Raw genomic sequence first — 26085 nt, forward strand, 5'->3', positions numbered from 1 at the left:
TGCCTTAAATGTTAAAATATAAGAGTGAACAATATACTGCTTATTTGCCCGGATACTCCGGAACGGACACTCGCGCTTACGCCAGCTTTAAGCATACTTAAGCGTAATTTCCCACGCGCGCAAATAAGCGTTATATCGGCTTATCCTTGGCTGTTTAAAAACAATTCGGCCGTATTCAAGACGAGGCCTCTTATCGGGGCAGGGAAACTTTACAACCTTCTCAAAGAAGAAAAATACGACCTTCTAATCTTAACAAAACCTATTTTTAAATACGCTTTTACGGCATTTATGGCCGGCATAAAAAGACGTATTATGCCCTATTCCCCGCTTAGCGCGCTTTTTGGCGGCACGTCGGTAAAGACCGACGGCAAAAACAAAGCGCAAGACATAAATATCGCCCTGCTTAAACCTTTGTTTATTTACTTTTTCCCCGCGAAAAGCCAATTGTTTATAGACAAAGCGGAAGACAATGCCGCGCTGGACCTGCTTAAAGAGGCAGGTATTTCCCCTAAAGAGAAATTCGTCTGTATGTTCCCCGGCGCAAGTGCGCCGCACCTAAACTGCGGCAAAGAATTTTACGCTAAACTAAACGACAAAACGGCGCTTAAACATAAAGAGCTTAAAGTACTTTTAGTAGCGGCTGATAAACAATCTTCCCATACGGTAAACGAGATTTTTTGGCTCTGCATAAAGAAACCCGCCGTAATAAGAACCGCACCCGATATAGCGGTTTTAAGCGCGATAATAGCCAGGAGCGAGGGCATTATCGGCGGCTGCGGGCTGCCCGCGCATTTGGCCGCGGCTTTAGGCAAAAAAGCCATAGTATTCGCTCCGTTAAAAGCGGAAGAATTTTTAGATATGCCCGCGCCCGTATCGGCTTTAATAAAGCCCAAAGAACAGCAATGCGAGAGTAGCTGCCTCGGCGATTGCCGAGCCTTCTGCCTTAAGGAAATATCTCTTACGCAGACTTGCGAGGTTTTTGATACAATATTCGCACAAAAGAGCAAAAAGAACAAGGGGATTTTTAATGAAGAGAGAACTGTCGGTCTTTTTAATAACAAAACAAGAAGGAAAAAATCTTAGAACATGCCTGCAAAGCGTTAAGGAAATAGCTGATGAGATTATTATCCTGGACAGCGGCAGCACCGACCAAACTCTTGCCATAGCCAAAGAGTTCGGCGCTAAAACGGCATTTAAGGAATTTACTTCTTTCACCGAACAGAAAAACGCCGCTTTGGAAATGTGCTCAAAACCTTGGGCGCTCAGCTTGGACGCCGACGAATATCTCACCCCGGCTCTGCTTGAGGAAATAAAAGAACTTTTAAACTCCAAGGATATGGACCTGTGCCAAGGTTATTATCTTAAACGATCCAACGTGTTTTTGGGAAGAGAAATGAAACACGGCGGAGTGCATAACGAAAAAATTTTAAGGCTGGTAAAAACCGGCTCCGCCCGCTACGTCGGCGGACGAGTGCACGAAGTTCTGCAAACGCAAGGCAAAACGGGCGAACTTGAAAATGTGTTTATGCACAATACCTACACTTCGATAGAACAATACTTCGGCAAGTTTAACAGATACACCTCTTTGGCAGCGCAGACTATGGCCGAACGCGGAAAGAAATTTAAGGCCGTTCAACTTATAAGGCCGCCGCTGGAATTTTTTAAAATATACATTCTTAAACTGGGCTTCTTGGACGGTATACAAGGTTTTCTGTGGGCTTTGTTCAGCAGTTTCTATCCCGCCGTTAAATACGCCAAACTTTGGGAAATATACAAAAATAAATAGATTGAACGCTAAAGCCGTTTTCGGGGGAAAACAACGCTTTTTCGCGCTGCGGCTTTCGCGCCTATTTGAAGAGAAACTAATAATTTGCTATTATATACTTATAGCCGTCACGACTATTCCTACGACGGCAATATGCAAAAAGATACAGACAAAACCCTAAAAGAAAATTTCCTAAAAACCTTGCAGGAAGCTAACACCATAGCCGAAGCGTTGGAGCTTTCCGCTTTTCCCAAAAATATGCTTTGTTCGGCTTTGGCAGAAGATAAAAGTTTCCTTAAAGCCTTTGACAAAATCATCAATCTTAAACTTGAAATCGCGCTTATAGAAGCGGCGCTCAAATCCAAGACCGCGGGCATTTTGTGCTTTTCCCTGACGAACCGCCTGCCAAAAAAATACAACAAATCACCCAAAGAAAGCCCCAAAAGAACCGAGGCTCCCAGCAAAATAATTTATGAAAACGACAAACAGATTTAAAGTAGGCCGGATATTCAGGGAAAACTATACCGCCCGCGAGCAGACGGTAGTCAATATCGGCGGGGCGCGCTCGGGCAAAAGCTACGCCATGGCCCAGCTGCTGATAATGCGGGCTTTAAACCGCGCCTGCCTCATAGCCATAACAAGAAAGACCATGCCCGCCCTTAAAATGACGGCCTTTCGCCTTATAATGGAACTGCTCGGCAAATACGGCCTTTTTGAAAGCGGGAAACTTAACAAGACGGAAAATTTTTATCTGCTGGGCAACAGCAGAATACAGTTCTTTTCGCTCGACGACCCAGAGAAAATAAAATCCTCCGAATTTAATTATATCTGGATGGAAGAAGCGACGGAATTTACCTATCAGGATTATCTTATTCTGCTCACCCGCCTTTCCGCAGCCAAAGAAGCTGATATGATAAACCAAATATTCCTTACCCTCAACCCTACCGACGCCAACAGCTGGATAGCCAAAAAGCTGATAAACCGCAAAGGCATAAAAGTCATACGCAGCAGTTACAGGGATAATCCTTTCCTCTCCAAGGAATATGTAGATACTCTTCTTTCCCTCAAGGATTACGATAAGAACGCCTATGAAGTCTACGCCTTGGGCAACTGGGGAAAAAGCGACAAAATAATATATTCCCGCTGGCGCAGCGTAGAGGAGCCTTTTAGCAACCCGCAAGAGATTATTTGGGGTTTGGATTTCGGGTTTAACAATCCTTCGGCTTTGGTGAAAGTGGGGATAAAAGACGGCGCTTTCTGCGCGGAAGAAAAACTATACCGCGCCGCCCTGACAAACGACGCTCTGATAGAGGAATTAAAGAATATAATCCCGCCAGAAGAGCGCGGGCAAACGATATACGCCGACGCCGCCGAGCCCGCCCGCATAGAAGCGATATACCGCGCGGGTTTTAACATAAAAGCGGCCGACAAGAATATTCTTAACGGGATAATGGCGGTAAAAAGCTGCGGGGAATTGCTGATAACAAAGAGTTCCTGCAATCTTATCAGGGAAATAGAATCTTACAGCTGGAAAACCGACCTAAACGGCAATATTTTAGAAGAGCCGCTAAAATTTAACGACCACGCCCTAGACGCCCTGCGCTACGCGATATACAGCTATAAAAAAGAAATACAAAACTCGCCTGAGCCTTCCCTGACTTTCTTTTGAAATTACGCCCCCGTAAAAAACGGGGGCGTTTTACCAATAAAGACTTTTTGATATTTTTTGATAAAAATTGCACAAAGTTTTACTCTTTCTTAAAAGTCAGCTTAATTACAAATAACAAATAGGCCGCGCCCAAAGCCAATACCGCCGCGGCCGCGCTCTGCGATGCAAATAAATCCGAAGCCGCGCCCATAATCGGCGGGAATATCATTCCCCCTACAAGCCCCATTATCATCAGTCCGGAAACCTCATTTTGTTTGCCCGGCGCGCTTAATATCGCGCGGGAAAATATTATCGGGAAAATATTGGCATTGCCCAAACCTATCATAGCCACGCACAAATATATCAAAGCCTTAGACGGCGCCGCCAAAAGCCCCAGACAAGCCGAGAATATCAAAAGCACGCTCACGGCAAATATCACGCCGTTGTTTATCTTGGCAAGCAGAAAAGAGCCCGCAAAACAGCCTATTGTACGAAAGAGGAAATAAATACTCGCCCCTGCGGAAGCGGCCGTAAGGTCCCACCCCAGCCTTTCAATAAGGATTTTAGGGGCGGTCAAATTAGTGCCGACGTCTATGCCGACATGGCATATTATCCCTATGAAAAACAAAAGCACCGTCCTTTCGCCCAGCAGAGCGAAACTTTCCCTAAAGCCGGAGTTTTTGCTTACGCTCTGCGTTTCTTTTACTTCCGTCTTAGCCAAGGCGATTAAGGCGAGCAGGCCTTCCAGCGCGAATATCGGGAATAACAACTTCCAGTTGTCAAAACGCAAAGCGGCCCACGCCGCTATAATCGGCGCGATAAACGAGGCTATCGCCTTAACGAACTGCCCAAAAGTCATAAAGCTGGCCAGCTTATCGCCGCTGACGATGTTCGACACCAAAGGATTAAGCGAAACCTGCATCAAAGTATTGCCTATTCCCAAAAGCGACAATGCCGCCAACATAAACGCAAGATTATAATGCACAAAAGGCAAAATCAAGGCTATTAAAGTAACCGCCAAGCTGATAAGCACCGTCTTGCGCCGCCCTATCTTATTCATCAAAATGCCCGTAGGAACAGAAAAGACCAAAAACCAGAAGAACACCATCGACGGCAGCAATCCCGCCATAGTATGCGAAAGATTAAAATCTTTCTGTACGTAATTGCTGACTATGCCCGTCATATCCACAAAACCCATCGCGAAAAACGCCAGCATTACCGGTATCAATTTGAAAATAAACGAAGATTTATTACTGTCGGTCATAAAAATTGTTTCCTCTCATATTTCGGCCACGCGCCGCTGCGCGTGCAGACATAAGCCGACACTTCCACCGCCAGCTTATGCGCTTGCTCTACATTCATTCCGCTTAAAATGCCATATACGAAAGCGCCCGAAAACGAATCGCCCGCACCCACCGTATCCACCACTTTAACCTGCGGAGTGTCCACGCGTGATACCCCGCCGTGCCAATATACCTCGCTGTATTTCGCACCCGCGGTAAGTATCAGATATCTAAGATTGTATTCCTTAAGCAAAGCGCGGCATATTTGCGCACCGTCGCCTTTTAGAGCGAGAAGCCGCTTCAATATTAAAAGTTCCTCGTCGTTTATTTTAAAGACATTTGCTTTGCCGATCAATCTCTTTACCAGTTCGGCGTTATAATAATTTCCCCGTAAATTAATGTCGTAAAAACGGAGAGCCTCCTTTGGACAACGGCTTAAAAGTTCAATTACGCTCTTTGCGCTTTCTTCACTTCTGGAAGCCAAAGTGCCGTAACAGATTGCCTCCGCCTCGGCTACGGAAGCCAAGGCTTCTTGTGTCAAAGGAATATGATCCCAAGCCACATTTTCGGTAATATCGTAAGATGGTACGCCCTTATCGTCAAGTTTGACCAAAACCGTACCCGTGGGATAATCCAAGCGCGCTATACAATGCTCTATTCCGTTTTTTGCAAGCTCCGCAAGGATTTCACTGCCCAGAGTGTCGCCCCCGACCGCACTTACCGCGCAACCACGCGCGCCAAGCCTTGCGGCGTGATAGACGAAATTTATCGGCGCGCCGCCAGCTCTTTTGCCTTCGGGAAGCATATCCCACAAAAGTTCGCCTATGCCTACTACTTTGGGCCCGTCTTTTATCTTCGCCATAAAACCTCTTTTGTTTTAAACTATTTTAATTTTAACAAATAGCGCCAAGATAAACAGCATAAATAAAAAGCCTCGGCGTTCAACCGAGGCTTTGATAAAACGGGAAGATTTATTCTTCCGTCTCTTTAAGCATAGCAAACAATTCCTTCTGACGCTTTGTCAGTATATTGGGATTGTTTATCATAAGCTGTACATACATATCGCCATTCTTGCCCAAGCCTTTTCCGCTCAGCTTCAGCTTGCGCCCGCTGTGCGAGCCGGCTGGCACCTTGATTTTTACCAAGCTGTCATCGGGCATACGTACCGAAACATTCCCGCCCAAAGCGGCGGTCCACGGCATAATGTCTATAACTTTATATATGTCTTTCCCGTCCAGCCTGAAATGAGCGTTAGGCGCAATTTTAACGTTTACGTACAAATCGCCGCTGCCTCTGGGGCCGGGATTTCCCAAACCTTTAAGTTTTATTTTGGCGCCGTCCGCTATTTTTGCGGGGAATTTAACTTGCACGTTCCTTCCGTTTGGAAGAGTAAGATTTACAAGACCGCCGCGGTAAGCCTCGGCCAAATCAAGCGATAAATTGGCTTCGCTGTCGCCGCTCTCCGCTTGCTGTGCGGAAGCCCCGCCAAAACCAGCAAACGGGTTGGCGGAAGCAGACGATCGTCTGCCCCTGCCAGAAAAGCCTCCCATTCCGCCGAAAATCTGCTGAAAGAAATCGCTGAAGTCCGAGGCGTTAAACCCGCCCGTCCCGTTAAAATGTACTCCGCCGCCGCCAAACGGGTTGCCGCCGGAATATTGATAATACTGCGCGCCGCCCGCGCCGGAAGAACCGTAAGAAGAACTGCCGCGCCCGGTAGACGCCCCGCCGCCGCGCGCGTAATTTTGGTATCCGCCGCTGCCGACTTGATCGTAAATGGCGCGTTTTTGCTTATCGGAAAGAACTTCGTAGGCCTCGTTAATGTCTTTAAACTTCTCGGTCATTGCGGCCTTTTCACTCTCAGGGTGCATATCGGGGTGATATTTGCGGGCCTGAGTTTTAAAAGCCTTTTTAATGTCGGCTTCGCTTGCGTTTTTGCCGACGCCCAATATCTTATAATAGTCTTTGTATTCTGACATATATTCCCCCCTTCCTTATGAAATCATTTTATATAATTTATTTACCTTATGGTAGCTAACACGGAAACAAAATATAACCGCACGCCCGTTAGGCTGATATTGACCATGGAGGCTTTATCCTCATTGGTCAATCAGCTGTTTCAGATATTGTTGCCGTGGTATATACTTGTCAGTACCGATTCCGTAATTTGGCTGGGCATAGCGGGTTTCGCTACTATTATGCCAAGCATTTTCTCTTCGCTATGGGGCGGCGCGGTCATAGACAGATTGGGACGCTCAAAAACTATGATGATATGCGAAGCCTCCCAGCTTATCCTTATCGCCGCCATACCTACGCTTATAATTCTTGATTACGCGAAACCTTGGCTGATTTCGGCTATAATATTCTTCAGCGCGTTCTTTGACGAACCGGGCCAAATGTCGAGGCAATCTCTAATGCCCACTTACGCCCGCCTCGCCGCGATGCCGCTGCACAGAGTTACCGGCATACGCGAAGCCTTGGACGGTATTATGGCCGTAGCCGGCCCTTTGGCGGGCGGGCTTATCATCGCGCTTTACGGCACTTTGCAAGCGTGGGTCTGCGCAGTCATTCTCTGCTTGGCGATAGTAATAATAGCGTTAAAGATTTTTAATGCCAGAAAGCCGCGTATAAAACCCAATCCCACCACTTACAAAACGGCGTGGGACAACCTTACAAAAGATCCTTTCCTGCTTAAAGTCATTTTGATTACTTTGCCGCTTTTTATACTGGGCCAATCGTGGGAACTGCTTATCCTGCCCAGCTATGTGCATGAATTTAAACACGGTTCGCTGTTCCTGGGTTTATTGGAAGCGGCTTTCGGGCTTGGCGCTTTTATCGGGGCGGTGTATTACGCGGCGGCGGGCAAAAAATTTAAGTTCTTTACCCTTTCGGTAATAAATTACTCGGCCTACGCGCTCTCGGTGTTGGTGCTGATGTACAATCTGCCCAAGACGCTGGTAATAGCCGCCACTGGCCTGTGCGGCTTGCCCTTCGGCGCGTTCAGCGCGATGGTAATAACCATCATTTTGTCGCGCGCCCAAGAGGAAACGAGAGGCAAAACTTTGGGCCTCTTCGCCGCAGGCGCCGCATTTATAGAAAGCGTTTTCATTCTGGTAATCGCGCTGTTGCTTAAAATCAGCGGATTATTCAATACCCTTCTGGCGGTATTGATATTCTTCGCCCTGTTGATTGGCGCCGCGGTCTGGGCCAGAAGAAGCGAAGCTACTCCCCCCATAAACTGAAAACGCCGCCGTAAAAAAGTTGTTATAATAAATTTGATACGCTACGGGGGATATTCCTTTATGAAAATTAAATTTTCCTTAAATTACTTCGCCGGGCAAGACGAGTACCTGGCCTTGCTGTTGGAAAACAAAAAAGTTTTCCCGCTTCGTATGGATGATGAAGGCAACGGCCTTTGGACGGCCCAGCTCGATTTGGGCCAAAATTACATACCTTATATCAAATATTCCTACGCCGTATACCGCGGCGACCGCGAACACAGACGGGAATATCCCTTCCCCAAAAGGGAATTATCATTGGCCGATATCCCCCTGGATTATACTCTGGACGTGCAGGACTCCTGGCGCGACGTTCCGCCAAATTCCTTTTTATACTCTTCCGCTTTTAACGACGGCTTTAAAACCTGCGGGGAGCTTTCTCTTTGCGATAAAACCCTGCTGATAAAAACCTATGCCCCGCAGGCAAGGAAAGATTTTATCCTAAAGATATGCGGATCTGACGATAATCTTGGGAACTGGAAACCAGAAGACGCGCCGATCATGCAAAAAACCGCGCCCAATGAATGGAGCATAGCTTTGGACGCCTCAAAAATGAACTTCCCTCTTGAGTTTAAATTCGTCGCCATACACGGAGAGCAGGTATTCTGGCAGAAAGGAGAAAACTGCCTCCTTAACGCCGAAATAAAATCTAAAGAAGTATTGGCAAAAAACGATTATTTCCCCGTTTTTGATATTCCCCTCCCGCGCGAAAGCGGAATAGTGCTGCCCGTATTCTCTTTAAGGAGCAAAGAGAGCTTCGGCGTGGGCGACTTCGGCGATTTGAAGAAATTGGCCGACTGGGCCGTCGCCGCAGGCCAAAAGGTAATACAAATACTGCCCATAAACGATACCACCATCACCGGTACATGGACGGATTCTTACCCATACGCAAGCATTTCCATTTACGCCATACACCCGATGTATATGGACTTAAATGCCTTAGGCCCGCTCAAAAACAAAAACAAACAATATTGGTTTGATTTGGAACGGCGCCGCCTTAACGCCGCAAAACAGGTGGAATACGAACAGGTAAACGCTTTAAAAAGAGCATACATCAAAACGGCATACAGAGAAAGATATAAAGAGTTCCCTCAGGACGAAGGATACCTAAAATTCTTCGAGGCCAATAAAGAGTGGCTCCGCCCTTATGCCGCTTTCTGCTATTTGAGGGACAAATATAAAACTGCCGACTTTTCCAAATGGCCGGGCCCTTACCGCATATATGATAAAGCCCGCATATACGAGCTGACCTCGCCAAAAAACAAAGCCTATAAAGAAGTCCGCCTGCATTATTTTACGCAGTATAATCTGCACTTACAGCTTTTAGACGCGGCCAATTACGCCAGAAGCAAAGGCCTGATTTTAAAAGGCGATATACCGATAGGAGTATCAAGAAACAGCGTAGAGGCTTGGACGGAACCGCATTACTTCAATATGCAAAGCCAGGCCGGTGCGCCGCCTGACGATTTCTCCGTCAACGGACAGAACTGGGGATTCCCCACTTACAACTGGGAGGAAATGGCGAAAGACGGTTATCTGTGGTGGAAAAAACGATTTAAAAAAATGGCGGAATATTTCGACGCTTACCGCATAGACCACGTCTTGGGATTCTTCAGGATATGGGATATTCCGCTTAGTTCCGTACACGGACTGCTGGGCCAATTCTCGCCCGCTATGCCGATGAGCGCGGAAGAAATTAAAAACTTCGGATTGGATTTTAAAGAGCAATATCTTAAACCTTATATAGATGATAAAACCCTTAAAAAGTTCTTTCCGGAAAAAGCGGAACTCGCAAAATCCGAATATCTTATCCCGCTTGAAGGCGGCCTTTACGAACTTAAGGAATCTTTCAATACCCAGCGCAAAACGGAAGAGTATTTTAAGGAAAAAACCGACGCCGAAAGCCAAGCCTTAAAAGAAGGCCTCTATTCCCTTATAAGCAATGTGCTTTTCGTGGCCGATAAGAGCAAGCCCGATATGTACCACCCCCGCATATCGGCTTTAAAATCCTTGGCGTTTGAGGCTTTGCCAGAGGATAAAAAACAGGCTTATACCAATTTGTACAACAACTATTTTTACCACAGGCACAATGATTTTTGGAAGAAAGAAGCCATGGCAAAATTGCCGACGCTGGTACGCTGCACCGCAATGCTTTCCTGCGCGGAAGATTTGGGTATGATACCAGCCTGCGTGCCCGAGGTGATGAACGATTTGCAAATATTGAGTTTGGAAATCCAGCGTATGCCAAAAAGCCCGCTTGACCGTTTTGGCGACCCTGCCAAATATCCCTATCTTTCGGTTTGCACCATATCGACGCACGATATGTCTACCCTGCGCGGCTGGTGGCGGGAAGATAAGGAGCAAACCCAATCCTTTTACAATCGGGTATTGCGCTTTGAAGGCGCCGCCCCGCAAGAGGCCGACGGCAAAATATGCGAGGAAGTGCTGAGAATGAACCTTGCCGCACCCTCAATGCTGTGTCTGAACTCTTTTCAGGATTGGCTAAGCATAGACGAGAAACGCCGCCTGCCCGATATAGAAAGCGAGCGCATCAACATACCCTCAAATCCCAAACATTATTGGCGTTACCGTATGCATATTGCGCTGGAAGATCTTATCTCCGACAATGAACTAAACTATAAAATGCGCGCTCTTACGGCGCAAAGCGGCAGGCTTTAAAGCCTAATATCGCCGCAAGTCTTTCGCAAAGCCGCCCTACGGGGCGGCTTTTTCGGCGGGCAATAAAGTTTCCTATTCCGCCTAAAGATTAACATCAGGCGGAAACGAACTCGCCCCAATACGAAATCAGACGATAAAAAACTCCCGCTCAAAATAGCGGGAGTCATATAAATTTTCCGCAAAAAACAAAAGTTATTTTTTCTTGCTTATACCCGGGTATAGTATTTCCATAAGTTTGTTTTCCTCCCCGTTAAGTATCTGCATATTTATCGCTAAAATATAGAGTTTGTCTTTAATGACGTCCTGCCAGCCTTCGGGGAATTTTACGTAATCCTTAAAAGTTGTAATAAGCGGAAGGCCGCCGCGCGAAGAAGCGAAAGTCTCCATCTGCTCCATATCATAGGTACCATGGTCGGGGAAGCGCCAAGTCTGCTTTAAGTTAAGGCCCAAATTGCGCAAAGTCTGCTCAAAGCTGGAATGATCCCCAATGGCGGAAAAAGCTACGGCATCGCCTTTAAGATCTTTAAGGGCTAGTTTCGTTTTTGTCGTAACGTCAAAATAATAGTCCGGCTTGTGGATAGCTTCTATTATTTCTATTTCGTCGTTAATAAGGCGGACGGTATCTTTTATCTCCTCGCGTTCTCGCTCCGACACCAAATCGCTGTGCGTTATCACCACCAAAGAAGCCCTTTTAAGAGCGGTCATCGGCTCGCGCAAAGTACCTAAAGGTAAAAGCTCCTCTCCGCCGAACGGATTTACCGCGTCTATCAAAACGACATTGGCGTCCCTTTTAAGACGATGATGCTGCATGCCGTCGTCTAAAAGTATCACCTGGCTTCTAAATTCTTTGACAGCCTGGCTCGCCGCGGCGTATCTGTCGGAACTGACTACCACCGGTACTTTATCGTCGGCCAAAAGCTGGCTCATCATATAAGGCTCATCGCCGCTTTCGCGCCAATTAAGCAAATCTTTGTCAAAAAGAACCACTACTTCGTCTTTTTTTGCGCTCCTTTTATATCCGCGCGATGCCACCGCAGTTCTGACGCCAGCTTTGCTCAGTTTTGAAGCGCACAAAAGGACGGCCGTCGTCTTGCCCGTTCCGCCCGCGGTTATATTCCCTATGCATACCACCCTGCTGTTTACCGCCTTTACCGCGCGCCAGCCCTTTTTATATGAAAACAACACCAATTTCACGCCCAAGCCGTAAATAAAAGCCGCAAAAGCCAACAGTAAACGTCCGGCGGGATTAGCTAACAGTTTTTCCCTTAATTTTATGAAATCCATATAAACATTCTCCGATTATTGTTCTGACAATATATTATATTATTTTCGCCGCCGCCAATAAATAACCACGCTTCCGCACGCGCGTTCCTTTAAATATAAGCACCAAGGATACCCCTTTTTGATATAATAAGATATGCAGGATTTAAACTTCTACTGCCAGTACCTCGGGCTTAAGGCATTGATTTTCGCTATTCGTTTAATGCCGTGGAGTTTTGCCCTTAAATTCGGCGAATTGCTGGGTTCAGCTCTTACACTGGTCATACGCAAACGCTACCTGAGAACAAAAGAAGACATAAAAAAAGCTTTTCCCGAAAAATCAGAAAAAGAAGTTGATTATATAGCTTTGGAATCTTGGCGCAATATCGGCAGGCTGTCGGCGGAGTTCGTCAAAGCGGCCTATATGAAAGATGAGGATATCCTTTCAAAAGTGGAGCTGATAGGAATGGAAGAAGTGGCCGCGCAGAATGCCGCGGGCAAAGGCTGCATTCTGCATTTGGGACACTTTACCAACTGGGAAATCGCGGGCCTAATAGTAAGCATTCTTTTTAAAAATGTATGCTTTATAGCAAAGCCTCAGACAAATCCTTACGTCGACAAAGAAGTAAACCGCCTGCGCTCCATACGCGGAGCGCGCTACATAAGCGCATATAACCCGTTCTTTTCCTGCTTTAAAGCTCTTAAAAAGGGCGGTTTAATATCAATTTTAAGCGACCAAAGCGTGCACGCCTCAAAGCTGTATATGCCGTTCTTGGGAAGGGCGGCAGAAGTCGCCCCGTTGACTGCGGTGCTTTCGCTTAAGGCGCAGGTGCCGGTATACGCCATAAGGATATACAGGCGCGGCAAAAAAATAATAGTGGAAAGAACGGATACATTTCTCCCCCCGAAAATAGAATATTCCCATAAGGCCGTGTACGATTATACCGTACTGCTTAAATCAAAACTTGAAGATTACATTAAATTGGCGCCCGAAACTTGGCTTTGGGGCCATAACCGCTGGAAACGCGAAAAAGATTGCATAGAAGCTATGAAGCAGCAGGAAGCGGAACTAAAAAAGGATATTTCCCATGAAAAATAAAGCCATTTTAATGGACCGCGACGGAACGGTAATCAAAGAGAAACCGGGTACTTATCTCTCTGACCCCAAGGGCGTAAAGCTATATAAAAATACTTTGAAAGCTTTTAGACTTTTTAAGGAAATGGGCTATAAACTTTTTATAGTTTCGAACCAGTCGGGCATAGGCAGAGGATACTTCGGCGAGGCCGAAGTCAACGCCGTAAACCAAAGGATGTGCCAACTGCTTAAAGAAGCGGCCGATATAGACGGCATATATTACTGCCCTCACGCCCCGAACGAGAATTGCTCCTGCCGCAAACCAGCGCCTGGCCTTGGGCTGAAATTGATAAAGGAACATAATATCGACGTCGCCAATTCATTTATGATAGGCGACAAAAAATCGGATATAGATTTCGCCGCCAATATCGGCATGCGCGGCATTATGGTGCTTACGGCCAACGGCAAACGCCAAAAAGCCAAATACGCCCCACAGCTTAAAAATGTGAAAATCTGTTTGGATATTTACGGGGCGGCGAAATATATTAAGGAGATTTCTAAATGAGATTTTTTACCGTACTTATACTATCTTCAGTACTGTTGCTGCCGGCCTGCGCGACAAAGAACAATAAAGTCGTTTTACAAGAACAGGGCACCCCGGTACAAACACCCGCCATAGAGCAGGTGGAAGAAGAAAAACAAAAGCCAACGCAAGAGCCTCCCGCTGTAAAGGAAACGGAGGAAGAACCTCAGACTTTTACCCAATCTCTTATAAAATTCTTTTCCCCTTCCCCTTCGCCCTCGCAAAAAGAGAAACTGAACGAAGAGCAGACAAAAGCGGAGCAAAAAGCAAAACAAAAACAAACCAATAAAACCGCCGCCGAACAGCAATCCAAAGACGGCAAGGCTCAGACTAAAGCCGAAAATACGGATAAAAACGCCGGAACTCCCGCCGAGGAAGAACAAAAACAATTTCCCGAAATGAACGCCTATGACGACCCCGAAGCCGTTATATTAAAGACGGAAGAAGGACGTTTGACTTCGCCTTTCTACTTCGCACAGGACGCGACAATCGAACAAACCAAATCATTAAAAAAGCCCGTATGGTTCGGCGAAACTTTAAAATATAATATTGGCTGGTCTTTCATAGTGGCGGGCGTGGCACAGCTGCAAACGACCAGAATAGTAGATAGTAACGGCACCTTGGCCTATGAACTTAGGGCCGACGCCAATTCCCACAGCATAATAGACGCTTTATTTAAGGTTAGGGATATAAATATATCTTGGTTGGATATTACGGCAAAAAAATCCCTGGGTTATTGGCAAAGCGTGAGGGAAGGCAAATACGCGCGCGACGAGTGGCTAGCCTTTAACTACGCTAACAACACTTATAATAATCACAGGCAGGACAGGGACGGCAACATAAAAACCCAAAAGATGACCTTTGAAGGAGAAGAGGTTTTGGATATGCTATCCGCACTCTATTACGTAAGATTGCAGCCTCTGCCGGAAAAGGGCGAAATTTATTTTGACATCGTCAACCGTCAAAAACAATATCCGCTGAAAGTTACCGTTTTGGGCAAGAAGAAGGTAAAAGTTAAAGCGGGCGAATTTAATTGTATAGTAGTGGAGCCGCAATTCAGCGGCGAGGGTATATTTACCGCCAAAGGCAAAAGCCTTAAGGTATGGCTTACCGATGACGAACGCAGACTGCCCGTAAAGATGTCGGTGGAAGTGTTCATCGGCAGCGTAACGGCGGAACTTACGGAATATTCCCTATCCGAGCAAACGCCAAACACAAGCGAAACGAAATAAAGGAGCTTTTATGCAAAATAAAGAGAAACGTCATTTTACCGATATTATAGACAGCTTTAAAGGCAAAGAGATAATAGTAATAGGCGATATTATGCTGGATCAATTCGTCAAAGGCTCGGTGAGCAGGATATCGCCAGAAGCGCCCGTCCCCGTAGTATACGTGGAAGAAGAAGATTTTATCGCGGGCGGCGCGGGCAATGTGGCGGTAAATTTGGCGGTACTCGGCGCCAAGCCAAAAATATTATCCGTTATCGGCAAAGATTTAAAAGGAACTATTTTGAAGGGTTATTTAAAAGATAAAGGCGTTGACGTCAGCGCCTTGGTTACCGACGACAACAGGCCCACCACCCAAAAAGTACGCATAATAGCCGAACGCCAGCAGGTAGTAAGAGTGGACAGGGAAAGCAAAGAGCGCATCTGCCCGCCGATAGCCAAAGAATGTATGAAGAATTTCAAGAAAGCAGTAAAAACTGCAAAGGGCGTAGTAATGTCGGACTACGGGAAGGGAATGCTCTCCGATCATAATATAGAGGAAATAATAAATATATGCAGAGCAAAAAATATTCCCGTCTGCGTGGACCCGAAGATAGATAACTTCCTCAAATACAAACGCATTACCTGTATGACCCCCAATACCAAAGAGGCGTGGGAAGGCATGGGCCTGCCGCCCAAAAAGGACAATGCCGCAATAATCAATCTAGGCAAAAAAATACTTAAGACTTTAGATGCCGAATCGATACTCATCACCAGAAGTGCGGAAGGTATGACTTTGTTTGAAAAGGGTGCGAAACCAAAAGTAACCACAATAAAAGCTACCGCCAAGGAAGTTTACGATGTAACCGGCGCGGGCGATACTGTAATATCGGTGCTTACTTTGGCTTTGGCCTGCGGCGCTTCTCTGCCGGACGCGGCATATATATCAAATAAAGCGGCGGGTATAGTGGTGGCGAAACTCGGCACGGCGACCGCCACCGTAGAGGAAATAAAAGAGGTTTTATGAGCGACACTTTAATAATAATACCCGCCAGATACGGTTCCACCCGCTTCCCCGGCAAACCTGTGGCCGACCTCTACGGCAAGCCGATAATACAATGGGTATACGAGGCCTGCCAAAAGGCCGAATGCGGGGACGTAATTATCGCCACCGACGACGAACGTATAGCCAAAGCGGCGCAGAACTTTGGCGCGAAAGCCGTGATGACGCCTTCCGACTGTCCCAGCGGCACCGACAGAATTTACCAAGCGGCAAAAGGTTTAAAAGCCGATTACATAATCAATGTGCAAGGCGACGAGCCTTTTGTCCTGCCTAAAACCGTACGCGCCGTGGCCGAACTTTTGAAAACCGACCGGCACACCGATATTTCCACGGCCTGCATACCCACCGTTGATTGGGATCAAGTCGATAATCCAAACCACGTAAAAGCGGTACTTGCCGAAGACGGACGGGCTTTATACTTTTCCCGCTCCGTAGTACCCTACAAAAGGGAAAAGACTCCGCAGAGCGAAAAGGCGCCATATCATATCCACTGCGGGATATACGGCTATAAGAGGGCCGCGCTGGAACGCTTCGTTCAGCTGCCGCCCAGCCCGCTGGAGCGGCTGGAAAAATTGGAACAGCTCCGCGCGCTTGAGGCGGGTATGACGATAAAAGCGGTATTGACGGTAAAAACGGGCCCCGCGATAGATACGCCGGAGGATTTGGAACGGGCGAAAGAATTTGTAAAAATTTCTAAAGAACAGTAAAGGAGTAATTGAAATGTCGAAATTTATATTTGTTACGGGCGGGGTGGTAAGCTCGCTCGGCAAGGGGATAACGGGCGCGAGCTTGGCGAAACTTTTGCAGCTGCGCGGTTTTAAGGTCAATATGATAAAATGCGATCCTTACATCAATATAGACCCGGGAACATTAAGCCCCTACCAGCACGGGGAGGTTTTCGTAACTGCCGACGGCGCGGAAGCCGATTTGGACTTAGGCACCTACGAAAGATTTTTAGACGTCCCGATGACCAAAGCCAATACCACTACCGCCGGCGGGATATATCAAACGGTAATAGACAATGAACGCCGCGGCGATTATAACGGCGTAACCGTACAAGTAATCCCGCACATAACAAACGAAATAAAAAAACGCTTTGCCGCCTTTGATAAAAATTTCGACATTACGATAATAGAAATAGGCGGCACCGTAGGCGACATTGAGGGCTTGCCCTTCTTGGAAGCGGCAAGGCAGTTCAGGGTCGAACGCGGACGCGAAAACGTTATGACGCTGCACGCCACTTTGGTGCCTTATATTTCTTCCGCGGGCGAACTTAAAACAAAGCCGACACAACACTCGGTAAACAAACTGCGCGAAATCGGCATAGAACCCGACGTCCTGGCCTGCAGAACGGAACACCCTATTTCAGACTCGATGAAAAAGAAACTCTCCCTCTTTTGCAGCGTAGAACCCGCCGCCGTAATAGAAGTTATGGACGCGCCATCGATATACCTCGTACCGGAAGAACTGGAAAAACAGGGCCTTACGGATTTGGTAATAAAGAGATTGAACCTCAAAGCGAAAAAGAAAAACGACGGCAAATGGTTCGACTTCGTGCGCAAAGCCACTTCCCCCAAAAAGCAAATCACCGTAGGCATAGCCGGCAAATACGCCGAACTTAAAGACGCTTATAAATCCGTGGCGGAATCTTTATATTTGGCTGGAATGTCAAATAAAGTATCGGTAAAAGTTAAATACATAAATACGCAAAAAGACCCTATACCCGCTTCTCTTAAAGGATTGGACGCCATTATCGTGCCGGGCGGATTCGGCAAACGCGGAATACCGGGCAAAATAGAAGCCATAAAATACGCACGAGAAAATAAAATCCCGTTCCTGGGGATATGTCTGGGTATGCAATGCACCGTCATAGAAGCCGCGCGCAATTTGGCCGGCCTTAAAGACGCCGACTCCACCGAAATCAACCCCGACACAAAAAACCCCGTCGTCGCTATGATGGAAGACCAAAAGAAAATAAAGAAACTCGGCGGGACTATGCGTCTTGGCAATTACAGCGCGAAAATACGAAAAGGCTCCCTTGCCCATAAACTATACAAGAAAGACACCATAGAAGAAAGACACCGCCACCGCTACGAATACAATCCGCAATTTGTCCCCCTGCTGGAAAATTGCGGCCTTAAAGTAAGCGCCTGGCATAAAGAATTGCTGCCTGAAATCGTGGAATATCCAAAAAACCCGTTCTTTATAGCGGTGCAATTCCACCCCGAATTCGCCAGCCGTCCTTTAAAGCCCCATCCGCTCTTTGACGGATTAGCCAAAGCGGCTTTAAAGAATAAAAAGAATTAAATACAAATTATTCAAAAGCCCCGCTTCTAAAGCGGGGCTTTTTGTATGGCTTGCAAATTCCGGCCGATAAAATATATAAAGAATTTAAGACTGCATAATATTTTAAAATGATTGCCGTAAAGGAGCTAAAAATGAAAATAGGCTGCCCAAAAGAAATTAAAAACAATGAGTTTAGAGTAGGCCTTACGCCAAATGCCGCACACGCTTACGTACAAGCCGGACACAGCGTCTTTATCGAAAGCGGCGCGGGTTTGGGTTCGGCTCTGCCCGACTGTGAATACGAAGCCGCCGGCTGCACCATATTAAAAACCGCGGCCGAAGTATGGTCTGCCGCCGATATGATAGTAAAAGTAAAAGAGCCCCTTAAACAGGAATACGACCTAATGAAAGAGGGCCAGCTCATCTTCACTTATTTTCATTTCGCCGCCGACAGGGAACTGCTCGACGTCTGCCTAAAGAAAAAAATAATAAGCGAAGCCTATGAAACGGTGGAAGAAAACCATACGCTCCCCCTTCTTAAACCGATGAGTGAAGTCGCGGGCAGAATGTCGGCTTTAATGGGCAGTTACTATCTTAGCAAACATTATTGCGGGCGCGGAATATTGCCCTGCGGAGTTACGGGCGTTTCTCCCGCGCAAGTGCTTATCCTGGGCGGCGGAACGGTAGGAGCAAATGCCGCTAAAACCGCCGCCGGCCTGGGCGCAAATGTAACGGTGTGCGACTTGAATTTGGCAAGGCTGGAGTTCCTTAGCGAAATACTCCCCTCAAACGTTACTTGCCTTTACAGCGACCCGCTGACCGTAAAAACAGCCCTCAAAAAAGCCGATATCGTAATAGGAGCCGTACTCATACCCGGCGCAAAAGCCCCGAAACTCGTCACAAAAGAAGACCTTAAAACCATGCAGAGCGGCGCGGTTTTGGTCGACGTCGCCATAGACCAGGGCGGCTGCTTTGAAACTTCACGCCCGACAACCCACTCCGATCCCGTATACACAGTAGATAATATTATCCACTACTGCGTAGCCAATATGCCAGGCGCTTATGCCAGAACCTCCACATTTGCGCTTAACAACGCAACTTTGCCTTATGGACTGCAGCTGGCCGCCAAAGGCATAAAAAAGGCCTGCAAAGAAAATACGGCCCTCTTAACTGGGCTTAATACCTATGACGGCTTTATAACTTATGAGCCGGTGGCGCAAGCCTTCGGCTTGGAAAAACTATATATGCCGCCCTTAAAGGCTTTAGACCTTTAAAAACAGCCGCGCAAAATTGTCCTTCGAGTAAAAATCCCGCTTTTAAAAAGCGGGATTTTTTATGATAAATACACAAACAGCCAAATATTTCGCGCGTAAATCGCCGTTTCTTCCTCCGCGATTGGACAAATAAAAATCCCCTCCTTTTTAGGGAGAGGATTTTGTCTTAAAGATTTAGTTTAGGCTTTGTATTCCTTTATCGCTTTGCCCAGACGTTTTATGCCTTCTTCTATCTGCTCAAAAGACGCATAGGAAAAGTTCAAACGCAAAGTATTCTTGCCGCTCTTGTCGGGATAAAAAGCCGAACCTATTACGTAGGCCACATTGTTCTTTACAGCCGTTATAAACATCTTTTCCGCGTCGATATTTTCCGGCAAGACCACCCAGAGGAAAAGCCCGCCTTCAGGTTTGGTCCACGTAACGCCCTGCGGCATATACTTTTCCAAAGCATTTAACATCGCTTCGCGTTTCTCGCTGTATACTTTCACCAATTTCTTTATATGGTTCTCAAGCCGGCCCTGCCTTAAATATTCCGCCGTTATCGCTTGGCAGACAGGAGAGCTGCACAAGTCCATCGCCTGTTTTAGTATCGCGAATTTCCTTATTATCTCCTTATTGGCGATTATATAACCCAGCCTGAAACCCGGAACGAATGTCTTGGAAAAAGTGAACATCGTTATTACATTACCCTCGCCCTTGTCCAAGGCGTAAAAAGTCTTTTGATGTTCCCCTTTAAAGCGTATTTTCCTGTAAGGGGAATCTTCCAAAATAACGGTGCCGTATTTCTTGGCAAGTTCCAATATCTTTACGCGGCGTTCCGTGGGGATTGTCGTACCCGTCGGATTTTGGAAATCGGGCACTATATAGATAAATTTGCATACGCGCCCTTCTTTCTTGAGGGCTTCCAATTTCTCTTCCAAAGATTCCGCCGTTATGCCGAAATCGTCGCTGTCTACGCCTATCATATCCGCGCCGTATGTTTCAAAAGCCTGCAAAGCGCCTAAATACGTCGGCTTGCCTACTATTATGGCATCGCCAGGATCGACAAAGGCCTTGCCAACTATATCCAAAGCCTGCTGGGAAGCCGAAGTGACTATAAGCTCATCTGGAGTAACTTCAATATCCTCGTCCGCTTTAAGCAGTTTGATAAGCTCCGCCTTAAAACCGCTTTCCCCTTCCGTACAGCCATACTGCAAGGCTATATTAGGCTCTTTGACTATTACATCTTTTACTATTTCTCCAATCTCCTCCGCCGGAAACAAATCCGGCGCAGGCATTCCGCCGGCAAAAGAAATCATACCAGGAACGCTCGTCATCTTAAGCAATTCCCTGATTACGGATGCCGTAGCTCTGCCGTTTACCTTCGCCAACAAATGTGAAAAATCTTTCATATTTAAACTCCTCATCTCTTTATCTCAGATACAAGCATGCTTATATCTTTCGCGGGTACAGAATGCGTCAGCGCGCCCATCGATATCACGTCTACACCCGTTTTGCAGTAGTCTTCCAGGTTATTCCGGTTTACTCCGCCGGACACCTCTATAATAGCTTTGCCGTTTATCAAAGCCTTGGCCTTTAATATATCCGATATGGACATATTATCCAGCATAATTATATCGGCCCCAGCCTTTAACGCTTCCTTAACTTCCTTAAGATTTTTCGTTTCCACTTCTATCTTGGGTGTATGGCCTATCTTGCTCTTTATAAGCTTTACAGCCTTCTCTATTCCTCCGCAGGCCGATATGTGGTTATCTTTTATCATTACGCTGTCGGAAAGCGACATTCTGTGATTTTTGGCTCCGCCTGTCCTTACGGCGTATTTGTCAAATTTGCGCATACCAGGCAACGATTTCCTGGTGTCAACCAGCATAACTTTATACTTCTTGGCTATTTTATTAAGTTCAAAAGCCATAGTAGCTATGCCGCTCATCCTCTGCATAAAGTTTAGCGCGGGACGCTCGCCCTTCAAAACGCCAAGCGCAGGGCCGCTTACCTCGGCAAGTTTCGTTCCTTTTTTTATAAACTCGCCTTCTTTCTTCAGCATCTTAAATTTTATTGACGAATCTACATAACCGAACACAGCCTTGGCGACCTCGCCTCCGCAGACGATCATATCGTCTTTGGCTATAAAAGCGGCTTTTATAAAGTCATTCGGGCCAAAAATATTATCGGTAGTTATATCGCCAAGTCCGAAATCTTCCTCAACCGCCAACTCTATTATTTTGTCTATCATTTCTTACCTGCCATTTCAAACATATTATCTATACATTTCTTAGCTCTTAGCGCCGTATCGCATGGTACCTGTACCTGTGGGGCTTGTTCCAAATTGTTCAAAACGCCCAATATATTGCCAAGAGTGTTGCGCTTCATCTGGCCGCAAGGCCTGCTGACAGCGTAAAATGTTTTTGACGGATTTTCCAGCTCCAAAGAATTTACGATGCCGTCTTCGCTGAGGACCGCAAACTCCTTGGCGTCGGATTTCTTTACATAATCCAACATACCCGAAGTACTGCCGCAATAATCGCTGATTTCGCACACCGCCAAAGGACATTCCGGGTGGCTTATTATTTTTACCGAAGGATGTGCCCAACGCAGTTCCTCTACGTCACGCACCGTATATTTATCGTGTACGCAGCAAGTCGCTCCGAAAGAGAGTACCTCTTTCTTTATACCGCGCCGTTTAAGTTCGGCACGGATATTGTCGGCCATAAACAAATCCGGTATAAAAACTATTCTCTCGTTTGGCAGCGCCGCGGCTATGTCGTACACATTCGAAGACGTAACGCATACGTCGCACAATGCTTTAACCTCGGCAGTGCTGTTTATGTAACACACAAACGCCGCATCGGGATAACTTTCCTTAAGTTTTGATACCGTATCCGCGTCAATGCCATCAGCAAGGGAACAGCCCGCCGTAACCGGCGGAAGATATACCCTTTTGCCGGGATTTACTATCTTGGCCGTTTGGGCCATAAAATAGACACCGCAGAATATTATATTCCTGCCGGCAAACTCCGCCGCTTTCTTCGCCAAAGCGTAAGAGTCGCCTTTAAAATCGGCGACGCCGTAAACTATTTCCGGCGCACAATAATAGTGCGCCAAAATTACGGCGTCGTTTTCTTTTTTTAGATTGTTTACCGCCAAAACAGACGGCGCTATCGCCCTGCAATGTTCAAGAGTATACTTCCCGCCGGTTTTAAAATCGGTGACATTGCCCAACAAGGCGTATAGCCGTCGCGCTTCTTCTTCCATTTGCGCAGCCGTAAAGTCCCGCATCTTATTACTGCTTTACCGCCACGGGTTTCTTAGCTCTCTTGGTTTGCTTCTTAACGGGTTGATTCTTTATTTGCTCGGCGTAAGGAACTTCCGTTTCATAATCATATTCAGGCGCGACGAGCAAATCAAATTCTTCATCAATGATAACATTCCCCTGAGTCGTATCCTCGGCAGAAACTTTATTGGAATATTTCGCGTCCTCTTCGCCTTTGGCTGAGTTGGAAGCGCATCCGCCCAAAACTGCTAAAGACACCGCAACCATTAACAAATATTTCATTATATTCCTCCTTAAAACAGCGTCCGATCCTTCAATATATGTATATATTATATTATAATTTATAAAAAGTCTTGAATAAAATGCTATTATGAATTATCTTATAATTTATCTTAAAAATAGGATATAATCAAAGTATGAGAAAATTTTTACCTTCTATCTTATTGATGCCGCTGTTTATTTGCGGCTGCGTGGGAATGAGTACCACGGACGGCAGTTCCACTAAACAATGGATTTCCATTGTTTCTTCAAAGTCGGATCTGGACGGCTCCACCGCCGACGTTTGCTATAAATTAAATCTCCGTTTTAATCCCGCGGAGGCCGAGTACCGCATCGATACCGACAGAGCTTGCATCACCCGCTGCTGCTGGTATAGCGAAAATAAATCCGTACAAATGGATTTCAATGCCGGTTTCGCCGACGATTTGGTGGAATATGGCGCGGCAAAAAAATACGAGCCTGAAATACTCACCGTCAACGTAAGTTACTCGCCCTTTTTAAAGACGATACACGCTAAAGCGGAACAGAAAGGCGTAATCAAATCCGACGGTGTGGTACAGTTGGAATATGACCAAGTGACAAAACCGGAACAGTTCCTCGATTTGGATTTCGGTACGCAAACGGCTAAGTTATATAGAGAATCCGATACCAAGCAAGGGACATATCTCTTCGCGCCGGAAAAGAAGCCCGATACTACGCCGCAAATCTATACCGATATCAAAACAGATGAAGAAGAACCTGATTATAACGAAATATCCGATTCGGAAAGGCAGGAACTCTTAAAAAAGAAGTTATCCTACGAAAGACGCCAAGCCGTTCTCCTGCTTAAAAGATTTTACAACAAGGAGATAGACTCCTATATCCTCGCCATAGACAAAGCAAAACGCGCTCAGGGCCTTGTGCTTATGTCAAACGACAGAGATTGGACCACCGTTAAAATCGGAACGCCTATCTACAAAGTAACCTGCAAAGTAAACGGCAAATTGGGCAAAACGCCTTCCACGATGAAGGACTTCCCGATTTCCTGCGGCTCCTATGAGGTTAATTTAGACGAGAAAACGGTAACACCAATCGATACCGCCGCAATAAGTATAGTAAACGGCGAATATATGAATTAAATATCGCTTTAATAACCAAAACCCCGGCTTTTTATAAAGTCGGGGTTTTTTATTTTCAATCCATAAGAATGGCAAAACTTAAAATCCGCACCGGAAAACAAGTAAAGAAAAAGCAATTTATCTCCCATCTCAAACGGAACATTGTAGTTTAATGCAAAAGATTATTTATTTGCAATAACTCGTCCGCCAATATCTAAAGCCCGGCGCCATAAAAGGAGTTTATCCTCAAAAGATTTGGAAGCGTTGGCGGGGCTGGTCGAAGGCATTAAAACATATTCCCGCCCGTCGGAAACGCTATTATATTTCAGAAAGTAATTGCGCGCCGCAAGACCGTTGAAAACCACTCTTTTTATTTTAGGGCGACTTTGAAATAAAGCTTTAAAATTATTAGGGCGTTCGCGTCGAATATCTTTATCCAGACTTCCTTGCCTGTCGCAATATTCAAGACTGTCCCAAAGCCCTATTTTGTGAGATAAGAGAAGCGCAATCTTTTCTTCATATGAGGTTAAAGTTCTGCCGCCATTAAACAAAGCAAATATTATCGGCCAAAAATGATTGCGCTTATGCGCGTAATATTCGCCCGCGGCCAAACTGGCCGTCCCCGGCATAGTCCCCACCGTCAATATCTCTGTATTATCATCGGTAACGGCGGCAAAACTCCTCAACATAACTTATAAAGCGGCTTCAAGTTTCTTGTAGAGCTTATAGTCCGCCCCGTTATAACAGACGAAATAAACAGTAAAGTCCGCTTTGTCCTTAAGAAATTCCTTTGCGGCATCAAAAGCGATTTGGGCCGCCTTCTCTGCCGGGAAATGGTAGGCCCCAGTTGATATACACGGGAAAGCGATACTCTTTAAACCGTTCTCCTCAGCAAGTTTTAAGCTGTTCTCATAACATCTTTTTAAAGTATCTTCCTCGCCGCTGGCTCCGCCATGCCACATCGGCCCGACGGTATGAATAATAAAGGCGGCGGGCAAATCGTAACCCCTGGTAATCTTAGCCTCACCGGCTTTACAGCCACCCAAAGTTTTGCATTTCTCCAATAGTCTAGGCCCCGCAGCCTTGTGAATAGCGCCGTCTACCCCACCGCCACCAAGCAAACTGCTGTTCGCTGCGTTTACTATCGCGTCTACCTTCAAAAGCGTTATGTCCCCTTCCAATACCTTTATATTCATAACAACCCTCTTTCCAAATATTATAAATCCATATAAATATATTAGCCTAAAACACACAAAATAACAGGCTAGAAGAATTGTATCAAATAAAAAAGCCCTTTTTAAGCGATATCAAAGCAATAGGAGCACTCAATATAAATGGGATAATCAGCGCCGGCGCAAGCTCAATTTGTCCCTATTCCAGCAATAGACCTCCACTTTTTATTTGATGCACATCGCAGTTGATCTTCCCTCCCCAAAATCAATGCGGGAAATTAGCTGATATTACTCCGTATATTAACCAATATGCAAATATTATGCCACCATAAAAGCCAAGCAATCCATCTCCGGAATTGACCTAATTATTGATACAATGCGTACTAATAAATCTAAAATCTTTTAGTAAAAAGAAATACTGTTTCCTTTAATTTTACTCTTTTCTTCAATATTAACTTCCCTAGTGATTTGCGTAGCTTAAAAACATCTAAATACTAAAAAACACCTAAAAAAGTCTAAACCCAGCCAAACTTCCAAATGTCAATATTAGTAATTTACTCAATGTTTTAGTTTTTCCTTAAGAATAATTATAATAAATATCTCTTATTATTGAATAAAAAAAATACTACAAATTATTAAATATTATAGAACTTATTCAATTCCATAAAAGAATAAAGATAAAAATATAAATATTTTTAGATTATAGAATTATTATATATCCAAATTTTTAACATATTATAGAACTAAAAAATATTTTTAACAATAGATATACCCAAAAAACAAATCTTTGATTATATACTTTATTATTATAGACATTTTTTAATTCTATAAAAATATAAAAATATTTTTATTTAACACTAGATATCAAAG

The 26085-nt window shown here is 45.6% G+C and carries 24 protein-coding genes; 14 read left to right on the forward strand and 10 right to left on the reverse strand.

Annotation, left to right across the window (positions count from 1 at the left end):
- Positions 1-24: 24 nt before the first annotated feature.
- The 4 genes from ACQY3M_RS01385 (at position 25) to ACQY3M_RS01400 (ending at position 3434) form a co-directional block, all read left to right on the forward strand.
- The gene (locus ACQY3M_RS01385) at positions 25-1083 is read left to right on the forward strand and encodes a glycosyltransferase family 9 protein (protein WP_428065520.1); all 1059 of its coding nucleotides are present in this window, start codon (positions 25-27) and stop codon (positions 1081-1083) included.
- Positions 1028-1786, forward strand: coding sequence for a glycosyltransferase family 2 protein (locus ACQY3M_RS01390; RefSeq protein WP_428065522.1), 759 nt, complete (start codon positions 1028-1030; stop codon positions 1784-1786). The genes ACQY3M_RS01385 and ACQY3M_RS01390 overlap by 56 nt, the downstream gene beginning before the upstream one ends.
- A gap of 132 nt (positions 1787-1918) precedes the next feature.
- Positions 1919-2260, forward strand: coding sequence for a hypothetical protein (locus ACQY3M_RS01395; RefSeq protein WP_428065524.1), 342 nt, complete (start codon positions 1919-1921; stop codon positions 2258-2260).
- Positions 2238-3434 (forward strand): PBSX family phage terminase large subunit, encoded by a 1197-nt coding sequence (locus ACQY3M_RS01400; RefSeq protein ID WP_428065526.1) that lies wholly within the window; start codon positions 2238-2240, stop codon positions 3432-3434. The genes ACQY3M_RS01395 and ACQY3M_RS01400 overlap by 23 nt, the downstream gene beginning before the upstream one ends.
- A 79-nt stretch (positions 3435-3513) precedes the next feature.
- Here the strand turns inward: ACQY3M_RS01400 and ACQY3M_RS01405 are convergent, their stop codons facing one another.
- From ACQY3M_RS01405 to ACQY3M_RS01415, 3 genes are all read right to left on the reverse strand, one after another.
- Positions 3514-4677: an MFS transporter gene (locus ACQY3M_RS01405; RefSeq protein ID WP_428065527.1), complete on the reverse strand. Its 1164-nt coding sequence runs from the start codon at positions 4675-4677 to the stop codon at positions 3514-3516.
- Positions 4674-5558, reverse strand: coding sequence for a carbohydrate kinase family protein (locus ACQY3M_RS01410; RefSeq protein WP_428065529.1), 885 nt, complete (start codon positions 5556-5558; stop codon positions 4674-4676). Before ACQY3M_RS01410 ends, ACQY3M_RS01405 begins: the two co-directional genes overlap by 4 nt.
- A 109-nt stretch (positions 5559-5667) precedes the next feature.
- On the reverse strand, positions 5668-6672 hold the full coding sequence (locus ACQY3M_RS01415) for a DnaJ C-terminal domain-containing protein (RefSeq protein WP_428065531.1): 1005 nt from the start codon (positions 6670-6672) through the stop codon (positions 5668-5670).
- Positions 6673-6720: 48 nt separating this feature from the next.
- Here ACQY3M_RS01415 and ACQY3M_RS01420 point away from each other — a divergent pair, with 48 nt between their 5' ends.
- Together ACQY3M_RS01420 and ACQY3M_RS01425 are read left to right on the forward strand one after the other, a co-directional pair.
- Positions 6721-7935, forward strand: coding sequence for an MFS transporter (locus ACQY3M_RS01420; protein ID WP_428065533.1), 1215 nt, complete (start codon positions 6721-6723; stop codon positions 7933-7935).
- Between the two features lie 60 nt (positions 7936-7995).
- A complete protein-coding gene (locus ACQY3M_RS01425) occupies positions 7996-10650 on the forward strand; it encodes a 4-alpha-glucanotransferase (protein ID WP_428065535.1) in 2655 nt (884 codons plus the stop codon).
- 192 nt (positions 10651-10842) lie between these two features.
- Here the strand turns inward: ACQY3M_RS01425 and lpxK are convergent, their stop codons facing one another.
- Positions 10843-11934 (reverse strand): tetraacyldisaccharide 4'-kinase, encoded by a 1092-nt coding sequence (gene lpxK / locus ACQY3M_RS01430; protein WP_428065537.1) that lies wholly within the window; start codon positions 11932-11934, stop codon positions 10843-10845.
- Positions 11935-12067: 133 nt separating this feature from the next.
- Here lpxK and ACQY3M_RS01435 point away from each other — a divergent pair, with 133 nt between their 5' ends.
- The 7 genes from ACQY3M_RS01435 to ald all read left to right on the forward strand — a co-directional run bounded on the left by ACQY3M_RS01435 (position 12068) and on the right by ald (position 19396).
- The gene (locus ACQY3M_RS01435; RefSeq protein WP_428065539.1) at positions 12068-13009 is read left to right on the forward strand and encodes a lysophospholipid acyltransferase family protein; all 942 of its coding nucleotides are present in this window, start codon (positions 12068-12070) and stop codon (positions 13007-13009) included.
- Positions 12999-13550 carry a D-glycero-alpha-D-manno-heptose-1,7-bisphosphate 7-phosphatase gene (locus tag ACQY3M_RS01440; RefSeq protein ID WP_428065541.1) on the forward strand — a complete coding sequence of 184 codons (552 nt, stop codon included), beginning with the start codon at positions 12999-13001 and terminating at the stop codon, positions 13548-13550. Before ACQY3M_RS01435 ends, ACQY3M_RS01440 begins: the two co-directional genes overlap by 11 nt.
- A complete protein-coding gene (locus ACQY3M_RS01445) occupies positions 13547-14800 on the forward strand; it encodes a DUF3108 domain-containing protein (protein ID WP_428065543.1) in 1254 nt (417 codons plus the stop codon). Before ACQY3M_RS01440 ends, ACQY3M_RS01445 begins: the two co-directional genes overlap by 4 nt.
- Before the next feature lie 10 nt (positions 14801-14810).
- Positions 14811-15800, forward strand: coding sequence for a D-glycero-beta-D-manno-heptose-7-phosphate kinase (rfaE1, locus tag ACQY3M_RS01450; protein WP_428065545.1), 990 nt, complete (start codon positions 14811-14813; stop codon positions 15798-15800).
- Positions 15797-16543 carry a 3-deoxy-manno-octulosonate cytidylyltransferase gene (gene kdsB, locus ACQY3M_RS01455; RefSeq protein WP_428065547.1) on the forward strand — a complete coding sequence of 249 codons (747 nt, stop codon included), beginning with the start codon at positions 15797-15799 and terminating at the stop codon, positions 16541-16543. Before rfaE1 ends, kdsB begins: the two co-directional genes overlap by 4 nt.
- Before the next feature lie 13 nt (positions 16544-16556).
- Positions 16557-18143 (forward strand): CTP synthase, encoded by a 1587-nt coding sequence (locus tag ACQY3M_RS01460; RefSeq protein ID WP_428065549.1) that lies wholly within the window; start codon positions 16557-16559, stop codon positions 18141-18143.
- A gap of 131 nt (positions 18144-18274) precedes the next feature.
- Entirely contained in the window at positions 18275-19396 is a 1122-nt protein-coding gene (gene ald / locus ACQY3M_RS01465) for an alanine dehydrogenase (RefSeq protein WP_428065551.1), read from the forward strand.
- Positions 19397-19575: 179 nt separating this feature from the next.
- On the opposite strand, the gene ACQY3M_RS01470 is transcribed toward ald, so the two are convergent.
- The 4 genes from ACQY3M_RS01470 to ACQY3M_RS01485 are packed head-to-tail and all read right to left on the reverse strand — an operon-like array spanning position 19576 to position 22949.
- The gene (locus ACQY3M_RS01470; RefSeq protein WP_428065553.1) at positions 19576-20787 is read right to left on the reverse strand and encodes a PLP-dependent aminotransferase family protein; all 1212 of its coding nucleotides are present in this window, start codon (positions 20785-20787) and stop codon (positions 19576-19578) included.
- Positions 20788-20798: 11 nt separating this feature from the next.
- The gene (gene nadC, locus ACQY3M_RS01475) at positions 20799-21629 is read right to left on the reverse strand and encodes a carboxylating nicotinate-nucleotide diphosphorylase (RefSeq protein ID WP_428065555.1); all 831 of its coding nucleotides are present in this window, start codon (positions 21627-21629) and stop codon (positions 20799-20801) included.
- On the reverse strand, positions 21626-22672 hold the full coding sequence (gene nadA, locus ACQY3M_RS01480) for a quinolinate synthase NadA (RefSeq protein WP_428065557.1): 1047 nt from the start codon (positions 22670-22672) through the stop codon (positions 21626-21628). The genes nadC and nadA overlap by 4 nt, the downstream gene beginning before the upstream one ends.
- A 4-nt stretch (positions 22673-22676) precedes the next feature.
- Positions 22677-22949: a hypothetical protein gene (locus ACQY3M_RS01485; protein WP_428065559.1), complete on the reverse strand. Its 273-nt coding sequence runs from the start codon at positions 22947-22949 to the stop codon at positions 22677-22679.
- Positions 22950-23083: 134 nt separating this feature from the next.
- Between ACQY3M_RS01485 and ACQY3M_RS01490 the strand changes: the two genes are divergently transcribed.
- Positions 23084-24064 (forward strand): hypothetical protein, encoded by a 981-nt coding sequence (locus tag ACQY3M_RS01490; protein WP_428065561.1) that lies wholly within the window; start codon positions 23084-23086, stop codon positions 24062-24064.
- A gap of 161 nt (positions 24065-24225) precedes the next feature.
- Here ACQY3M_RS01490 and ACQY3M_RS01495 read toward each other — a convergent pair whose 3' ends face one another.
- Both ACQY3M_RS01495 and ACQY3M_RS01500 read right to left on the reverse strand, forming a co-directional pair.
- On the reverse strand, positions 24226-24732 hold the full coding sequence (locus tag ACQY3M_RS01495; protein WP_428065563.1) for a DNA-deoxyinosine glycosylase: 507 nt from the start codon (positions 24730-24732) through the stop codon (positions 24226-24228).
- A gap of 3 nt (positions 24733-24735) precedes the next feature.
- On the reverse strand, positions 24736-25239 hold the full coding sequence (locus tag ACQY3M_RS01500) for an O-acetyl-ADP-ribose deacetylase (RefSeq protein WP_428065565.1): 504 nt from the start codon (positions 25237-25239) through the stop codon (positions 24736-24738).
- Between the last annotated feature and the right edge of the window lie 846 nt (positions 25240-26085).

Source organism: Candidatus Proelusimicrobium volucris (genome assembly GCF_959605025.1).
GTDB lineage: Bacteria > Elusimicrobiota > Elusimicrobia > Elusimicrobiales > Elusimicrobiaceae > Proelusimicrobium > Proelusimicrobium volucris.

Bases quoted from the DNA above. Each gene is read 5' to 3' on its own strand.
- ACQY3M_RS01490 (WP_428065561.1), top strand. From the start codon at position 23,084: ATGAGAAAATTTTTACCTTCTATCTTATTGATGCCGCTGTTTATTTGC.
- ACQY3M_RS01495 (WP_428065563.1), bottom strand. From the start codon at position 24,732: ATGTTGAGGAGTTTTGCCGCCGTTACCGATGATAATACAGAGATATTG.
- nadC (WP_428065555.1), bottom strand. From the start codon at position 21,629: ATGATAGACAAAATAATAGAGTTGGCGGTTGAGGAAGATTTCGGACTT.
- ACQY3M_RS01485 (WP_428065559.1), bottom strand. From the start codon at position 22,949: ATGAAATATTTGTTAATGGTTGCGGTGTCTTTAGCAGTTTTGGGCGGA.
- lpxK (WP_428065537.1), bottom strand. From the start codon at position 11,934: ATGGATTTCATAAAATTAAGGGAAAAACTGTTAGCTAATCCCGCCGGA.
- ACQY3M_RS01395 (WP_428065524.1), top strand. From the start codon at position 1,919: ATGCAAAAAGATACAGACAAAACCCTAAAAGAAAATTTCCTAAAAACC.
- ACQY3M_RS01390 (WP_428065522.1), top strand. From the start codon at position 1,028: ATGAAGAGAGAACTGTCGGTCTTTTTAATAACAAAACAAGAAGGAAAA.
- ACQY3M_RS01470 (WP_428065553.1), bottom strand. From the start codon at position 20,787: ATGAAAGATTTTTCACATTTGTTGGCGAAGGTAAACGGCAGAGCTACG.
- ACQY3M_RS01500 (WP_428065565.1), bottom strand. From the start codon at position 25,239: ATGAATATAAAGGTATTGGAAGGGGACATAACGCTTTTGAAGGTAGAC.
- ACQY3M_RS01445 (WP_428065543.1), top strand. From the start codon at position 13,547: ATGAGATTTTTTACCGTACTTATACTATCTTCAGTACTGTTGCTGCCG.
- ACQY3M_RS01415 (WP_428065531.1), bottom strand. From the start codon at position 6,672: ATGTCAGAATACAAAGACTATTATAAGATATTGGGCGTCGGCAAAAAC.
- ACQY3M_RS01410 (WP_428065529.1), bottom strand. From the start codon at position 5,558: ATGGCGAAGATAAAAGACGGGCCCAAAGTAGTAGGCATAGGCGAACTT.
- ACQY3M_RS01405 (WP_428065527.1), bottom strand. From the start codon at position 4,677: ATGACCGACAGTAATAAATCTTCGTTTATTTTCAAATTGATACCGGTA.
- ald (WP_428065551.1), top strand. From the start codon at position 18,275: ATGAAAATAGGCTGCCCAAAAGAAATTAAAAACAATGAGTTTAGAGTA.
- nadA (WP_428065557.1), bottom strand. From the start codon at position 22,672: ATGCGGGACTTTACGGCTGCGCAAATGGAAGAAGAAGCGCGACGGCTA.
- ACQY3M_RS01400 (WP_428065526.1), top strand. From the start codon at position 2,238: ATGAAAACGACAAACAGATTTAAAGTAGGCCGGATATTCAGGGAAAAC.
- ACQY3M_RS01425 (WP_428065535.1), top strand. From the start codon at position 7,996: ATGAAAATTAAATTTTCCTTAAATTACTTCGCCGGGCAAGACGAGTAC.
- ACQY3M_RS01460 (WP_428065549.1), top strand. From the start codon at position 16,557: ATGTCGAAATTTATATTTGTTACGGGCGGGGTGGTAAGCTCGCTCGGC.
- ACQY3M_RS01435 (WP_428065539.1), top strand. From the start codon at position 12,068: ATGCAGGATTTAAACTTCTACTGCCAGTACCTCGGGCTTAAGGCATTG.
- kdsB (WP_428065547.1), top strand. From the start codon at position 15,797: ATGAGCGACACTTTAATAATAATACCCGCCAGATACGGTTCCACCCGC.
- ACQY3M_RS01440 (WP_428065541.1), top strand. From the start codon at position 12,999: ATGAAAAATAAAGCCATTTTAATGGACCGCGACGGAACGGTAATCAAA.
- rfaE1 (WP_428065545.1), top strand. From the start codon at position 14,811: ATGCAAAATAAAGAGAAACGTCATTTTACCGATATTATAGACAGCTTT.
- ACQY3M_RS01420 (WP_428065533.1), top strand. From the start codon at position 6,721: ATGGTAGCTAACACGGAAACAAAATATAACCGCACGCCCGTTAGGCTG.